The organism is Salmonella sp. SAL04202 (assembly GCF_046550775.1).
Taxonomy (GTDB): domain Bacteria; phylum Pseudomonadota; class Gammaproteobacteria; order Enterobacterales; family Enterobacteriaceae; genus Salmonella; species Salmonella enterica.
In genome coordinates, this window is record NZ_JBGDXK010000005.1 from 169,977 (window position 1) to 185,557 (window position 15,581).

General features: G+C 53.8%; 13 protein-coding genes and 1 pseudogene. 5 read left to right on the forward strand and 9 right to left on the reverse strand.

What is annotated here, in order from left to right:
- The 3 genes from bcsA to bcsR are packed head-to-tail and all read right to left on the reverse strand — an operon-like array spanning nucleotide 1 to nucleotide 3,578.
- Nucleotides 1–2,625, reverse strand: a complete 2,625-nt coding sequence (gene bcsA / locus ACLJQJ_RS18830; protein ID WP_001275342.1) for a UDP-forming cellulose synthase catalytic subunit — start codon at nucleotides 2,623–2,625, stop codon at nucleotides 1–3.
- Nucleotides 2,622–3,374 carry a cellulose biosynthesis protein BcsQ gene (gene bcsQ / locus ACLJQJ_RS18835; protein ID WP_000996115.1) on the reverse strand — a complete coding sequence of 251 codons (753 nt, stop codon included), beginning with the start codon at nucleotides 3,372–3,374 and terminating at the stop codon, nucleotides 2,622–2,624. The genes bcsA and bcsQ overlap by 4 nt, the downstream gene beginning before the upstream one ends.
- Nucleotides 3,375–3,578, reverse strand: coding sequence for a cellulose biosynthesis protein BcsR (gene bcsR, locus ACLJQJ_RS18840; RefSeq protein WP_000282616.1), 204 nt, complete (start codon nucleotides 3,576–3,578; stop codon nucleotides 3,375–3,377). It lies immediately after the preceding gene.
- Nucleotides 3,579–3,822: 244 nt separating this feature from the next.
- Between bcsR and bcsE the strand changes: the two genes are divergently transcribed.
- Genes bcsE through bcsG form a run of 3 tightly spaced genes read left to right on the forward strand, consistent with a single transcriptional unit; the run spans nucleotide 3,823 to nucleotide 7,258 of the window.
- A complete protein-coding gene (gene bcsE, locus ACLJQJ_RS18845) occupies nucleotides 3,823–5,394 on the forward strand; it encodes a cellulose biosynthesis c-di-GMP-binding protein BcsE (RefSeq protein WP_001205771.1) in 1,572 nt (523 codons plus the stop codon).
- The gene (gene bcsF, locus ACLJQJ_RS18850) at nucleotides 5,391–5,582 is read left to right on the forward strand and encodes a cellulose biosynthesis protein BcsF (protein WP_000988321.1); all 192 of its coding nucleotides are present in this window, start codon (nucleotides 5,391–5,393) and stop codon (nucleotides 5,580–5,582) included. Before bcsE ends, bcsF begins: the two co-directional genes overlap by 4 nt.
- Nucleotides 5,579–7,258 carry a cellulose biosynthesis protein BcsG gene (gene bcsG / locus ACLJQJ_RS18855; RefSeq protein ID WP_000192022.1) on the forward strand — a complete coding sequence of 560 codons (1,680 nt, stop codon included), beginning with the start codon at nucleotides 5,579–5,581 and terminating at the stop codon, nucleotides 7,256–7,258. The genes bcsF and bcsG overlap by 4 nt, the downstream gene beginning before the upstream one ends.
- 81 nt (nucleotides 7,259–7,339) lie before the next feature.
- Here the strand turns inward: bcsG and ACLJQJ_RS18860 are convergent, their stop codons facing one another.
- Nucleotides 7,340–7,447, reverse strand: a complete 108-nt coding sequence (locus ACLJQJ_RS18860) for a type I toxin-antitoxin system toxin Ldr family protein (protein ID WP_001537650.1) — start codon at nucleotides 7,445–7,447, stop codon at nucleotides 7,340–7,342.
- 372 nt (nucleotides 7,448–7,819) lie between these two features.
- On the opposite strand from ACLJQJ_RS18860, the pseudogene ACLJQJ_RS18865 reads away from it, so the two are divergent.
- Both ACLJQJ_RS18865 and ACLJQJ_RS18870 read left to right on the forward strand, forming a co-directional pair.
- Nucleotides 7,820–7,972 (forward strand): annotated as a pseudogene (locus ACLJQJ_RS18865) (PLP-dependent transferase); the annotation flags it as partial.
- Nucleotides 7,973–8,089: 117 nt separating this feature from the next.
- Nucleotides 8,090–9,388: an aromatic amino acid transport family protein gene (locus ACLJQJ_RS18870; protein WP_001150175.1), complete on the forward strand. Its 1,299-nt coding sequence runs from the start codon at nucleotides 8,090–8,092 to the stop codon at nucleotides 9,386–9,388.
- 100 nt (nucleotides 9,389–9,488) lie between these two features.
- Here ACLJQJ_RS18870 and dppF read toward each other — a convergent pair whose 3' ends face one another.
- From dppF to dppA, 5 genes are all read right to left on the reverse strand, one after another.
- On the reverse strand, nucleotides 9,489–10,502 hold the full coding sequence (dppF, locus tag ACLJQJ_RS18875) for a dipeptide ABC transporter ATP-binding subunit DppF (RefSeq protein ID WP_000103558.1): 1,014 nt from the start codon (nucleotides 10,500–10,502) through the stop codon (nucleotides 9,489–9,491).
- Nucleotides 10,499–11,482 carry a dipeptide ABC transporter ATP-binding protein gene (dppD, locus tag ACLJQJ_RS18880; protein ID WP_001196509.1) on the reverse strand — a complete coding sequence of 328 codons (984 nt, stop codon included), beginning with the start codon at nucleotides 11,480–11,482 and terminating at the stop codon, nucleotides 10,499–10,501. The genes dppF and dppD overlap by 4 nt, the downstream gene beginning before the upstream one ends.
- Before the next feature lie 10 nt (nucleotides 11,483–11,492).
- Nucleotides 11,493–12,395, reverse strand: coding sequence for a dipeptide ABC transporter permease DppC (gene dppC / locus ACLJQJ_RS18885; RefSeq protein ID WP_000084690.1), 903 nt, complete (start codon nucleotides 12,393–12,395; stop codon nucleotides 11,493–11,495).
- 9 nt (nucleotides 12,396–12,404) lie between these two features.
- Nucleotides 12,405–13,424, reverse strand: a complete 1,020-nt coding sequence (gene dppB, locus ACLJQJ_RS18890; protein WP_000938843.1) for a dipeptide ABC transporter permease DppB — start codon at nucleotides 13,422–13,424, stop codon at nucleotides 12,405–12,407.
- 156 nt (nucleotides 13,425–13,580) lie between these two features.
- Nucleotides 13,581–15,188, reverse strand: coding sequence for a dipeptide ABC transporter periplasmic-binding protein DppA (gene dppA, locus ACLJQJ_RS18895; protein WP_000028047.1), 1,608 nt, complete (start codon nucleotides 15,186–15,188; stop codon nucleotides 13,581–13,583).
- Nucleotides 15,189–15,581 lie beyond the last annotated feature (393 nt).

Genomic DNA, 15,581 nt, shown 5'->3' on the forward strand with positions numbered 1-15,581 from the left:
TCATTGTTGAGCCTGAGCCATAACCCGATCCGACGGCTGTATCGCCGCTTGCCGCTCCGGGCGACGCGGAATAAACGATACAATCCAGGCAATTAACGCCGTCAACGATCGGAAAATTACTTTTACTGAAGGCGGCGCGAACTCCGCGAGGTGGCGATATCCGCGGAAGCCCAGCTTCAGAATATCCAGCAAGCTTTCCAGCGGTTTATCTTCCGGGAAGCTATCTTGCCAAAGCGCCCACGTATCGGCGCGCGCGAAGGTACACTGCACAAAATCAATATGTTGTTTGGTGGTGAGCGGCATCAGTTGTAGTCCGACCTCATTGCCCGTTACGCGCACCACCTGCGTTGGAAAGACATATTCCTGCTGCCCGCGTTTAAGCAACAGATTCACTTTCTGCCCTTCCAGCACCTGCGCCTGACCGTTGATCTTGATGCCTAACCCGCCGTCGGAGAAGTCATGTACGGTACAGGAGAACAAATGTCCATCTTCGCGGGCGATGGCCCCCGGCATGGCAATCTCGACCCGATGCGCGCGCCTGACCTGTTTACTCTCTACCGAAACCGCAACCGCGCCGCCGAGAATGACCAGGTTATAGAAGACCCACACCAGGCTAACGATGACGGTCAGCGTTTCATTTTCCGGCCCGTAATAGTATCGCCATACGCCCGCCGCCACGCCGAGCAGGTTAAGCAAGACAAGGAAGATATACGGACGCGAGATTACCCAGTCGACGTACTTCTCTTCCACCAGCCCGCCTTTCGCCGTGACGTTAAATTTCCCTTTGTGCGGATTGATCAACGCGACCAGAGTCGGCGGTGCGATATACCATGCCAGTACCGTTTCATAGATTTCACTCCAGAAAGAGTGACGATACTTGCCCTGAATCTTCGAGTTAGTCAGGCTGGCGTGGACCATGTGCGGTATCACAAATAGCGCAATCATCAACGCAGGCGCATAAATGATATAGGCGTGCAGCAGCAGAAAAGCCAGCGGCGCGGTCAGAAAGATCAGACGCGGAATGCCGGACAAGAAATGGAACATCGCGTTGAGGTAGCACAGCCGCTGCGCCAGTTTTAAGCCTTTACCAAACAGAGGGTTATCGAGGCGGAAAATTTGCACCATGCCCCGCGCCCAACGAATACGCTGCCCGATATGCGCCGACAGGCTTTCCGTCGCCAGCCCCGCCGCCTGCGGAATGCGCATATACGCTGAGGTATAACCTCGCCGGTGCAGACGGAGCGATGTATGCGCATCTTCCGTCACCGTCTCAACGGCGATACCGCCAATCTCATCCAGCGGCTTACGGCGAATCACCGCGCACGATCCGCAAAAGAAAGTGGCGTCCCACATATCGTTACCGTCCTGCACCAGTCCGTAAAACAGCGTGCCTTCGTTAGGCGTTTTACGAAAACGTCCCAGGTTGCGCTCAAACGGGTCCGGGGAGAAGAAATGATGCGGCGTCTGCATCATCGCCAGCTGTTTTTCTTTCAGGAACCAGCCCATTGTCATTTGCAGAAACGAGCGTGTCGGCACATGGTCGCAATCGAAGATCGCCACAAACTCGCCTTTCGCGTGTTTTAGCGCATTGTTGATGTTGCCGGCTTTGGCGTGTTCATGCGTGGCGCGGGCAATGTAATGCACGCCAACATGTCGGGCAAACTGACGAAATGATTCGCGCCCGCCGTCATCAAGGATCCAGATATTCAGCTTGTCCTTCGGCCAGTCAATGCCAAGCGAAGCGTAAATGGTATTTTTGACCACATTAAGGTCTTCGTTATAGGTCGGTACAAAAATATCCACCGTCGGCCACTGCGACATCTCTTTCGGCAACGGCACCGGTTGACGATTTAACGGCCACACCACCTGGAAGTACCCCAGCACCAGCACAATCCAGGCGTAGGTTTCCGCAAACAGCAGAATCAGCCCGCACACCAGACTGACCGGGTCGTCCCAATTTAGCGTCGAGGTATAGCGCCACCAGATATAACGACAGGAGACCGTTAGCGACAGCACGATGAGCATCAGCGCGGAAAAGCGTCCCGGCATACGTCGTACCAACAGCGCAACGCCCCACAGCAACAGCAGAAAGATAAATTGCGATAGCGGGTTAAATGGCTGCGTAATACAGATCAGCGCCAGTATCAGTGAAAAGGTCACGATAACGCCCAGAATAAAACGCCGGGCGCCGTTGCTAAGATGTCCCAGCTCTTTTTCCTTTTCCAGGTGCGTTGTCTTTTGGCGCACCCGTTCCGGTAAGGTATCCATCCATTGATGGTAACGTCCACGAACGTCCTTCAGGCGCGCAAATGACCGCCAGCGCGGTTCATGACGTTCTTTAGTCGACGAGATCATCACCAGCCAGAGGGTCTGAATGAGGTAACGGGCCGGGTCCAGCGGGCGCGGGCGGGCGGCGTTAATATGCGGATAAAGCGCTTTATGCCCGTCGCGAATACGCTGCCAGCGCGGATGCTCAAGCGGAAACACTATCCACGCCAGAATCGTCCACAGGCAGCCGAGCGCTGCGCTAAACGGCGACGCGCCGTGGCGGCGGTAACCCTGATAGCGCTCGCTCAAGCGCGCGCTAACCGGCGGGATAAGCAGCCACCGGGAAAGGGCGCTCATCGCAGGCTCCCGGCGGACGTTTTGTCGCCCGCATCATGCAGCAGGCACCAGTTCGCCAGCGTTAACACCTCTTCGGCAGCTAACGAATCGCTGCGATATTCGCCTAACGGCTGTTTCGACGCCATGCACTCCGCCATCGCCTCATCGCGATGGATCACAATGGGCAGCAACCGGCGCTGGCTTTGCAGCCAGACCTGGTACAGATCGTCCTGTAACTGACTGCCGATGCGTAAGTCATTGATCAGAATATGCGCTCCGGCAGGCAATGCCTGCTGATGAAGGCGAATATGGCAGTTAGCGTCAACCTGGGCTATCGCCAGCGTATGGTCGCAGAGGCTCACCAGCTGCCCTGTCAGCGGTGACGCGCCGTAGGGCAAGTCCAGTAAAATCCAGCTATAACGCCCGCTCGCTTTCAGCGCCTGGATAGCCGATCCGATCTCTCCCAGCGTCTCCTGCCAGGCCTGCGGATTTTCCCGCTCTTGCGCGGTGAGCTGTCCAAACGGCAGTAGATCAAGCTGTGAGGTATAACGTAATCCGGCATCGCGCCAGTCCTGGCCGTCCAGCAACGATCGCGCCCAACCGCCCTGATGGACGAAGTCGACGTTAAACGACATGCGCAGCAGGTTATCGGGGCTGGCGTCAATCACCAGGACATTTTCCCCTAAGATTTGTAACGCCCAGGCGAGTGCTGCGGTGAGAGATGTGGTTCCCACCCCGCCGCGCACGCCCTGCAGTCCCAGAATCGCCATTCATGGCTTCCTTAATGAATGTGGTTGCGCAAATTCAGCCAGGAGTGGCCATCTTTTAATCGCCGCCGCCAACTGTTCGCGTTGGGAAATATCGGTATAATCTATTTCGGGTAGTGAAAACGCCTGGCTTAATGCCAGAAAATCATTTTGAAAAGTGTAGCCCAACGTTGGATCGGACTGAGCGCCAGGTTCATTGTTATACATTCTGGTTGCTCCTTTTTAAATATTTCTCACTGGCAGCATTACGCCCCGTCGTCAATACGGGAGAACGCGCATTTTTCATCTTTCCGTGACATCATTTATAATGTGTAAAAATGCAAAGCGCAGAGTTACAGGGCATCCTGCCGGACAAATTGATTCACATGCTAAATCTGATGCGTTTTAATTTCAATGTTAGGTTTATTTCTGTGCTTTCGCTAGTAAACTGATAAACAGTTAAAATAGTGACATGAGGGACACTGTGGACCCCGTATTTTCTCTCGGCATCTCATCATTATGGGATGAACTGCGCCATATGCCAACCGGCGGCGTCTGGTGGGTTAACGCCGATCGCCAGCAAGATGCCATCAGCCTGGTGAATCAAACGATTGCGTCACAAACGGAGAATGCAAATGTCGCCGTCATCGGCATGGAAGGCGATCCTGGCAAAGTAATCAAATTAGATGAATCTCACGGTCCGGAGAAAATCCGCTTATTTACCATGCCGGATTCAGAAAAAGGGCTATACTCTTTGCCCCACGATTTGCTTTGTTCTGTTAACCCGACGCATTACTTTTTCATTCTTATTTGTGCAAATAACACGTGGCGGAATATAACGTCAGAAAGCCTGCATAAATGGCTGGAAAAAATGAATAAATGGACTCGTTTTCATCACTGTTCATTGTTGGTTATTAACCCTTGTAATAATAGCGATAAACAGTCCTCGTTGTTGATGGGCGAGTATCGCTCACTTTTTGGCCTCGCCAGTTTACGTTTTCAGGGCGACCAACATTTGTTCGATATTGCCTTCTGGTGTAACGAAAAAGGCGTCAGCGCCCGACAGCAGTTATTGCTGTGTCAGCAGGACGAACGCTGGACGCTATCCCATCAGGAGGAGACGGCAATTCAGCCGCGTAGCGACGAAAAACGCATTCTTAGCCACGTCGCCGTCCTTGAAGGCGCGCCGCCGCTCTCGGAACACTGGACGCTTTTCGACAATAACGAAGCGCTATTCAACGACGCGCGCACGGCGCAGGCCGCGACAATTATTTTTTCGCTTACACAGAACAACCAAATCGAGCCGCTTGCTCGTCGCATTCATACTTTGCGACGCCAGCGGGGAAGCGCGCTGAAAATTGTCGTGCGCGAAAATATCGCCAGTTTGCGCGCCACCGATGAGCGCCTGCTGCTGGGCTGCGGCGCGAATATGATCATTCCCTGGAACGCCCCGCTTTCACGCTGCCTGACGCTTATTGAAAGCGTGCAGGGGCAGCAGTTCAGCCGTTACGTACCGGAAGACATCACCACGCTACTGTCGATGACGCAGCCGTTGAAACTGCGCGGTTTTCAGCCGTGGGATACCTTCTGCGATGCCATCCATACGATGATGAGCAACACCCTGCTCCCCGCCGACGGGAAAGGCGTTCTGGTCGCGCTGCGCCCGGTGCCGGGCATTCGGGTTGAGCAGGCGTTAACATTATGTCGGCCAAACCGAACCGGCGATATTATGACCATCGGCGGCAACCGTCTGGTGCTGTTTTTATCATTCTGCCGGGTCAACGATCTGGATACCGCGTTAAACCATATTTTCCCTTTGCCGACGGGCGATATTTTCTCTAATCGTATGGTCTGGTTCGAAGATAAACAAATCAGCGCCGAGCTGGTGCAGATGCGCTTATTGTCGCCGGAACTGTGGGGAACGCCGCTACCGCTGGCAAAACGCGCCGACCCGGTAATAAATGCCGAACACGATGGCCGCATCTGGCGTCGTATTCCTGAACCCCTGCGACTGCTCGACGACACCGCGGAGCGTGCATCATGATGACCATCAGCGATATCGTGCAAATTATTCTTTTTTGCGCGCTGATTTTCTTTCCGCTGGGGTATCTGGCGCGTCATTCGCTACGCCGTATCAGTGATACGACCCGGCTGCTATTTGCCAAACCTCGTTATGTAAAACCAGCCGGAACTCTGCGCCGCGCTACGAAAGTCAAGGCAGACAAAAAATGACTCAGCATACTCAAACTCCTTCAATGCCTTCTCCGCTCTGGCAGTACTGGCGCGGTCTTTCCGGCTGGAACTTCTATTTTCTGGTCAAGTTTGGCCTGCTGTGGGCAGGCTATCTGAATTTTCATCCTTTACTGAATCTGGTATTCATGGCGTTTCTGCTCATGCCAATACCAAAGTATCGCCTTCACCGGTTGCGCCACTGGATTGCCATTCCCGTCGGCTTCGCGCTGTTCTGGCATGATACCTGGCTGCCCGGCCCGCAAAGCATTATGAGCCAGGGGACGCAGGTGGCGGAATTCAGCTCCGGTTATCTGCTCGATCTGATCGCCCGTTTTATTAACTGGCAAATGATCGGCGCCATCTTCGTACTGCTGGTTGCCTGGCTTTTTTTATCACAGTGGATTCGGGTCACGGTGTTTGTGGTCGCCATCATGGTATGGCTGAATGTCCTGACATTAACCGGCCCGGTTTTTACGCTGTGGCCGGCAGGCCAGCCAACCGATACGGTGACGACGACTGGCGGTAATGCAGCCGCTACCGTCGCGACAGCGGGCGATAAGCCGGTCATCGGCGATATGCCTGCGCAAACCGCGCCGCCGACGACCGCGAATCTGAACGCCTGGTTGAACACCTTCTATGCCGCGGAAGAAAAGCGGAAAACGACGTTCCCGGCGCAGCTTCCGCCTGATGCGCAGCCGTTCGACCTATTGGTCATCAATATTTGTTCGCTCTCCTGGTCGGATGTCGAAGCGGCAGGCTTGATGTCACATCCGCTATGGTCGCACTTTGACATTTTGTTTAAACACTTTAATTCCGGCACGTCTTACAGCGGCCCGGCGGCCATTCGTCTGCTGCGCGCCAGCTGTGGTCAACCTTCGCATACCCGACTTTATCAACCAGCCGATAATGAATGTTATCTGTTTGATAATCTGGCGAAACTGGGCTTTACTCAGCATCTGATGATGGATCATAACGGTGAATTTGGCGGCTTCCTGAAAGAAGTTCGCGAAAACGGCGGTATGCAGAGCGAACTGATGAACCAGTCCGGCCTGCCAACCGCCCTGCTGTCATTCGACGGCTCGCCGGTATATGACGATCTGGCGGTCCTGAACCGCTGGTTGACAGGGGAAGAACGTGAAGCCAATTCCCGCTCCGCGACTTTCTTTAACCTGCTGCCGCTGCACGATGGCAACCACTTCCCCGGCGTCAGCAAAACGGCGGATTATAAAATCCGCGCGCAGAAACTGTTCGATGAACTGGACGCCTTCTTCACCGAACTGGAGAAATCCGGGCGTAAGGTGATGGTGGTCGTCGTACCGGAGCACGGCGGCGCGCTGAAGGGCGACAGAATGCAGATCTCAGGCCTGCGCGATATTCCCAGCCCCTCCATCACCAACGTCCCGGCGGGCGTGAAATTTTTTGGCATGAAAGCCCCGCATGAGGGCGCGCCGATTGATATTAATCAGCCGAGCAGCTACCTGGCGATTTCCGAACTGGTCGTACGCGCCGTGGACGGTAAGCTCTTTACCGAAGACAGTGTGAACTGGAACAAGCTGACCAGCAATCTGCCGCAAACCGCGCCGGTTTCAGAAAACGCTAATGCGGTGGTGATTCAGTACCAGGGTAAGCCATACGTTCGTCTGAATGGCGGCGACTGGGTGCCTTACCCGCAGTAAACCGAAAAAGGCCGCAAGGTTTCCCCTGCGGCCTGGTTCGGGCGCATGTTGCCATTACGGCGGACAAACGCTCAAAACGCGTTACTTCCTGTCACGTAGCCAGTTGACGATCACACTGGCGATAATGCCAGCAATGATCGGTGCCGCCAGATCGTGCCAGAAGGCCACGCCCAACTGCGTAAGCGTCATATAGCCGCCTTGTTGCAATGGCAACCGTTCGCGGCTATCCTTGATGTGTTGAGGTTCAAGTTAGCCCCCGTCAGGTTGCCAGGTTTATACCAGTCAACGTGCGGGGGTTTTCTCTATCCAGCAACCTATGCCGCCGGGGATCAAGCCCCCGCAACATTGCGCCTCACCGGGTAAACCCGGCTTGCTGCTGATATTACGGCAAAATCCCCGTCCCGGCACGGCGCTAACGTGCAATCTGCGTGACGCTTCGCAGACGATTACTTTTATTTGCCAGAATACATTCAGCATTTCTGAGGCTGGCAGTCAGCCGCTCAATTCTGTAAATTATGCCTCCTCGCGGCCAGTCCCGGTGATACCGAAACCCTCGTTCAGCATCCTGCGTCTATGACATATTCGCCTGTTGCGCCAGAGGAATGGCTAAAAGCAGGTATTACCGACGAACTTATCCGTCTTTCAGCGGGACCTGAAGATCCCGACGATATTATTCATGACCTTGAACGCGCCAGCAGAAAAGCAGCATTCTGACGATTGCTCGGCGAACCGCTGTCACCGGTTTGCCGCATCGGGTATCAAGGCACTATAGCCTGGTTATAGGCAGCATTCTTTATGAGAGAGCTGCCTATATTTTGGGCAGGGGGCTCTATGCAGGACGACACATTACCATTAAATAACAGTAACGCTACGACCACACCGCTTTCAACGAGATTACCGTTTACAAAATATGATTTTGGCTGGGTGCTCTTGTGTATCGGTATGGCGATCGGCGCCGGTACCGTCTTAATGCCAGTGCAAATCGGTCTCAAGGGGATCTGGGTATTTATTACCGCTTTTATCATCGCCTATCCCGCTACCTATATTGTGCAGGATATTTATCTAAAAACGTTATCTGAAAGCGAAACCTGTGACGATTATACGGATATTATCAGTCACTATCTTGGCAAAAACTGGGGCGTTTTTCTCGGTGTAATCTATTTTCTTATGATTATCCACGGGGTGTTTATTTACTCCCTGTCGGTGGTGTTTGATAGCGCCTCCTATATCAAAACCTTCGGCCTTACTGAGGCCGATCTTTCGCAGTCTATTATCTATAAAGTCGCGATTTTCGCCGTGCTGGTGGCGATTGCCTCCGGCGGGGAAAAGTTATTATTTAAAATTTCCGGCCCGATGGTGGTGGTAAAAGTCGGGATCATTCTGATATTCGGTTTCGCTATGATCCCACACTGGAATCTTGATAATATTTCCGCCTTTCCCGCCGCATCGGTTTTCTTTCGCGACGTACTGCTCACTATCCCATTTTGCTTCTTTTCTGCGGTCTTCATTCAGGTGCTAAACCCAATGAACATCGCCTATCGTAAGCGCGAACCTGACCGTGTGCTGGCCACCCGGATGGCGATTCGCACGCATCGCATTAGCTATATTACGCTGATTGCCATTATTCTCTTTTTCTCGTTCTCGTTTACCTTTTCGATTAGCCATGAAGAGGCGGTATCAGCGTTCGAGCAGAATATTTCCGCCCTTGCGCTGGCAGCTCAGGTAATCCCTGGCCATATCATCCACATTACCTCTACCATCCTCAATATTTTTGCCGTACTTACCGCGTTCTTTGGTATTTATTTAGGTTTTCACGAAGCGCTTAAAGGTATTGTGCTGAATGTATTGAGTCGTATTATGGATGTCAAAAACGTCAACCCACTGTTACTGACATCTGGAATCTGTGTCTTTATCGTGGTGACTCTGGTTATCTGGGTTTCGTTTCGCGTCTCAGTATTGGTCTTTTTCCAGTTAGGCAGTCCGCTTTATGGCATTGTCGCGTGTATTATTCCCTTTTTCCTGATTTATAAAGTAGCGCAACTGGAAAAATTACGCGGCCTGAAAACCTGGCTTATTCTGTTATATGGAATATTGTTGTGCCTGTCGCCGTTATTAAAATTGATTGAATAAGTCGTACCGGAGAGCCATGCCCGGTGGCGCTACGCTTACCAGGCCTACAGGTACGGTGTAGGCTTGATAAGGCGCAGGCGCCATCCGGCATAAAACGCAATTAACTCAGCGGCTTCTGCGGGTTTTCATCCTGATCGACGGCAAAGCAGGCCACCAACTGGCCGTCGTACTCTTTAAGCTGCGGCTGTAACTGCGTACAGGGTCCGAAGCGACGGCTGCAGCGGGCGTTGAAGGCGCAGCCCGGCGGCGGGTTCAGCGGGCTCGGTAACTCGCCGGTCAGCTTAATCCGCTCACGGCGATCGTCCGGATTCAGCCGCGGCGTGGCGGAGAGCAACGCCTGGGTATAGGGATGACGTGGATTGTTGAAGATCTGGTCTTTCGTGCCCTTCTCCACGCAGCGGCCTAAGTACATGACCATCACTTCATCGGCAATGTGTTCCACCACCGACAGGTCGTGCGAGATAAAGACATAAGACAGCCCCATATCCTGTTGCAAATCCATCATCAGGTTCAGCACCTGGGCGCGCACCGACACGTCGAGCGCGGAGACCGGTTCGTCGGCAATCACTACGTCCGGATCAAGCATCAGACCGCGGGCGATAGCGATACGCTGACGCTGGCCGCCGGAGAACATATGCGGATAGCGGTCGTAGTGCTCGGTTTTCAGCCCCACCTTCGCCATCATCGCCAGCGCTTTTTCACGACGCTGCGCTTTACTCAGGCTGGTATTGATCAGCAACGGCTCTTCCAGAATTTGCCCCACTTTCTTGCGTGGGTTCAGGGAACCGTAGGGGTTCTGAAACACAATCTGAATTTTCTGCCGCCGCAGTTTCTGCGCGTGCGGATCGTGTTTGAGCAGATCCTGCCCCTGGTAATAAAGCTCGCCGCCGGTTGGCGTTTCAATCATCGTCAGCAGGCGACCCAGTGTGGATTTTCCACAACCGGACTCCCCCACTACGGCCAGCGTTTTACCGCGTTCGAGATTAAACGACACGCCATCCAGCGCTTTTACCAGCCGTTCCGGAGAAAAGATCCCCTTCTTCACCGGATAGTGTTTTTTCAGGTCGATAGCCCGCAACAGCGGCTGTTGCAAGGTGGCCTCATGCGTACTCATAGTGTGGGCCTCCCGGCATCATCGAGTGGGTAATGACATTTTGACTGACGTCCATCGTCCAGTTGGTTGAGAGCAGGTTCTTCCGCACGGCATCTGTCCGTGGCGTAGGGGCAGCGCGGGTTAAGCAGACAGCCCGTCGGTCGGTCATATTTCCCCGGCACCACGCCCGGCAGCGACGCCAGACGCGCTTTGTCCTGAGCAAACTCTGGTAACGCGCGTAGCAGTGCCTGGGTGTAGGGATGACGCGGCGCGCGGAAAATATCCTGCGCAGCGCCGGTTTCGACGACCTGCCCGGCGTACATGACGATAATTTTGTGCGCCGCTTCCGCCACCAGCGCCAGGTCATGGGTAATCAGCACCAGCGCCATGTTCTCTTTTTGCTGCAACTCCAGCAGCAGCTCAATGATTTGCGCCTGAATGGTCACATCCAGCGCCGTGGTCGGTTCATCGGCAATTAACAGCTTTGGTCGACAGGCTATTGCCATCGCAATCATCACGCGCTGACTCATGCCGCCAGAAAGCTGGTGCGGATAGACATCCAGACGAGAGGCCGGATCGGGAATGCCCACCTGGTTCAACAGGTCAATCGCTCGCTGACGACGGGTTTTCTTGTTCCCGCCCTGATGTACCTTGATGGCTTCCATAATCTGAAAGCCAACGGTATAGCAAGGATTGAGGCTGGTCATCGGGTCCTGGAAAATCATCGCCACTTCAGCACCCACCAGGTTGCGACGTTCCTTCTCGGAAATGCGCTTCAGATCCTGTCCGTTAAAGAGCAGGTTTTCCGCCATCACGCGGCCTGGGTAATCGATAAGCCCCATAATCGCCAGCGAGCTGACGGATTTGCCGGAACCAGACTCGCCGACAATACCGACCACCTCACCCTGCTTCACGCTGTAGCTAATGCGGTCGACGGCTTTAAACGGTGTGCCTTCGTCGCCGAAGTGCACCGATAATTGATCTACATTTAATAACGCCATCTCGAACCTCTTACTGCTTCAGTTTGGGATCGAGCGCGTCACGCAGACCGTCACCCATCAGGTTAAATGCCAGTACCGTCAGCAGAATCGCCAGCCCCGGGAAGGTCACGACCCACCAGGCGCTTTGCGCGAACTGCAATACGTCAGAGAGCATGGTGCCCCATTCCGGCGTAGGCGGCTGTGCGCCCATGCCAAGAAAGCCGAGGGCGGCCATATCGAGAATGGCGTTAGAGAAACCGAGCGATGCCTGAACAATCAGCGGCGCAAGGCAGTTCGGGAAAATATTGACGAACATCTGACGCATTGCGCCTGCGCCCGCCACGCGGGAGGCAGTCACATAATCGCGGTTCACCTCTACCAGAACCGCCGCGCGGGTTAAGCGGACATAGTGCGGCAGCGCCACAAACGTCAACGCCAGCGCAGCGTTGCCGATGGAGGGGCCGAAGATCGCCACCAGCACCAGCGCCAGCAGCAGGCTCGGCAGGGCCAGCATAATATCGACCACGCGCATGATGATGTTATCGACCAGACCGCCGAAGTAGCCCGCGACCAGGCCGAGAATAATCCCCATTACCAGCGACAGGACGACCACCAGACAGCCGACCAGCAGTGACAAACGCGCACCATACATCAGGCGCGAGAGGACATCGCGACCAACATCATCCGTTCCCAGAATATGCGCCCAACTGCCGCCTTCCTGCCAGACCGGCGGCGCCAGCAGCGCATCACGGAACTGCTCTGCCGGGTTGTACGGCGCAATAAAGTTGGCAAACACCGCAATCAGGATCACGATGAGAACATACGCCAGCCCGACGACCGCGCCTTTGTTGCGTTTAAAATAGTGCCAGAACTCCCGCAATGGCGTCATGGGCGCCGGTGCGGCATTAACATTATTTTCAGTAACCTGTGACATGATGGCCCCTTACTTCTTATGCCGAATACGCGGGTTCACCACGCCGTACAGCAGGTCTACCAGCAGGTTGACGAGAATAATCATCGTCGCTACCAGTAACACGCCGCCCTGCACTACCGGATAATCGCGACGTTGCAGCGCATCGATCAGCCAGCGCCCCAGACCGGGCCACGAGAAGATAGTTTCTGTCAGAATCGCGCCTGCCAGCAGCGTACCCACCTGCAGGCCGATCACGGTAACGACTGGCAGCATGGCGTTACGCAGAGCATGGACGATAATGACGCGCATCCTGGTCAACCCTTTGGCGCGTGCGGTACGGATGTAATCCTCCCCCAGCACTTCCAGCATCGACGAACGGGTCATACGCACAATGACGGCCAGCGGGATTGTGCCGAGCACCATCGCAGGCAGGATCATATGCGCCAGCGCATCAATAAAGTTACCCTCTTCGCCCCAGATAGCGGTGTCGATCAGCATAAAGCCCGTCAACGGATTGGTATCATCAAGGAACACCATATCGCTCACGCGCCCGGAAACCGGCGTCAGGTTCCAGTGGACGGAGACCAGCATGATCAGCATCATGCCCCACCAGAAGATAGGCATAGAGTAACCGGTCAGCGCCAGGCCAACAGCGGTGTGATCGAAGATAGAACCGCGCTTCACTGCGGCCAGCACGCCCACCGGAATCCCCACGGCGACGGCAAAAATCATGGCGCAGACGCCAAGTTCCAGCGTCGCTTTAAAGCGAGGCACAAACTCGTCCCACACAGGGATTCGGCTTTTCAGCGAGATGCCTAAATCGCCATGCATCACCCCCCAGATATAATGGAGGTACTGCTGCCACATCGGTTTATCAAGACCGAGTTCAGCCAGCAGTTGAGCATGACGCTCAGGGGAAATACCTCGCTCACCCGCCATGATCATCACCGGATCGCCGGGGATCATGTGGACAAAGGCAAAGGTGAGAAGGGTAATACCGATAAACGTCGGGATAACGAGTCCCAAACGTCGGAGAATGAACTGCAACATAACCTGAATTCTCTCTCATGACCCACGGCCTGGAACCGTGAGTCTGTATTGCTCACAAATCTTATCCCACGCAAACTGCATCGCGGATAAAGCATTACGCCGGATGGCGCTGCGCTTATCCGGCCTACACAACACCGGGGCGCAGCGCTCTTTTAATTATTCGACAGAGACGTTTTCGAAGTGATGTTTGCCTAATGGATCAACCACATAGCCTTTAACTTCTTTACGCACTGGCTCATAAACCGTGGAGTGAGCGATGATCAGCGCTGGCGCCTGGTCATGCATCACAACCTGGGCCTGTTTATAGAGCTCAATACGCTTGTTGTGGTCATCGGTCGCACGCGCAGGCTGAATCAGGTCTTCAAACGGCTTGTAGCACCATTTTGAATAGTTGGAGCCTTGCTGGGCGGCATCGCAGCTGAACAGCGTGGCGAAGAAGTTATCCGGATCGCCATTATCGCCGGTCCAGCCCATCATCACCGTCTGGTGCTCGCCATCTTTAGCGCGCTTGAGGTATTCGCCCCATTCATAGGTGACAATTTTGGCCTGAACGCCAATCTTCGCCCAGTCCGCCTGGATCATTTCCGCCATACGACGCGCATTCGGGTTATAGGGACGCTGTACCGGCATCGCCCATAGATCGATGGTGAAGCCTTTTTCCAGACCGGCTTCTTTCAGCAGCGCCTTCGCTTTTTCCGGATCGTAGCCGTAGTCTTTAATATCGTCGTTGTAGCCCCACATCGTCGGCGGGATCAGGTTTTTCGCCGCAACGCCCGCGCCCTGATAAACGGCTTTGATGATGGCCTCTTTATTCACGGCATAGGTCAACGCCTGGCGAACTTTGACGTCATCCAGCGGTTTTTTCTGCACGTTATAGGAGAGATAACCCACGTTCAGACCGGCCTGCTCCATCAGGTTGATGTTTTTATCCTCTTTCATGCGCGCAATATCCGCCGGGTTCGGATACGGCATCACCTGACATTCGTTCTTCTGCAGTTTGGCGTAACGCACAGAGGCGTCAGGCGTGATGGAGAAGACCAGACGGTCAATCTGCGGCTTCGTGCCCCAGTAGCCGTCAAAGGCTTTGTAGAGAATGCGGGAGTCTTTCTGATATTGCACCAGTTGGAACGGGCCAGTGCCGACCGGGTTCAGATCCACTTTTTCCGGCGTACCGGCTTTCAGCATGTTGTCAGCATATTCTTTGGAAAGAATAGAGGCGAAGTCCATGGCTAAATCGGCAAGGAACGGCGCTTCCGGACGCGTCAGCACAAACTGCACCGTGTGATCGTCTACCTTCTTCACTTCGCTAATCAGATCCGGCAGCCCCATGCCTTCAAAGTATTCATAGCTGCCGCCAGACACTTTGTGGTACGGATTCTGCTCGTTTTTCTGCCGGTCAAAAGAGAACACGACATCATCGGCGTTCAGCTCGCGCGTGGGTTTGAAATCCTTGCTGGATTGCCATTTCACCCCTTTACGTAGGTGGAACGTATAGGTTTTACCGTCTTCGCTGATATCCCACTTCTCAGCAAGACCCGGGATCACTTCCGTGGTGCCGGTTTTGAATTCAACCAGACGGTTATAGATAGGTACGGAGCTGGCATCATAGGTGGTGCCAGACGTAAAGAGCTGTGGGTTAAAGCCTTCCGGCGAGCCTTCTGAACAATAAACCAGGGTTTTGGCCTGCACGCTTGCTGCAACGGTCATGGCCACCAGGCTCAAACCAAGCTTCAGCATCCCTGACTTCTTCAAGGAAATACTCATTCTTCTGCTCCAATTGTGATGTATGTTGTTTTGCCCTTTGCAAAGGCTTTTACCGCCCGGCCTTTTTTGTTTTTTACCTGGTCAGGTCAGTAGTGAGAGGTGGGGATTCCGTTCGCATAATCGACTGAGTTGCAGTGCGGATTCTCCATAAAATGCCCCTCATTCCCTACAATCTGTCAATAGAATGTCAAAACGTCAATACAGGTAACCAGCTTTTACAACAACGGTGAGAATTAACAAACAAAGATTAAAAAAAGTTCAGAAGGGTATTTTCAGCAGGGAAATTTGTGCTATAGGCAGAAAGGCAGAGTTATTCACTTAATATTTTGCAACAGTTAGTGATTAACAATTAGACATTAATTGAAAAATTTCTTTCGGTATGTTGATTATCTG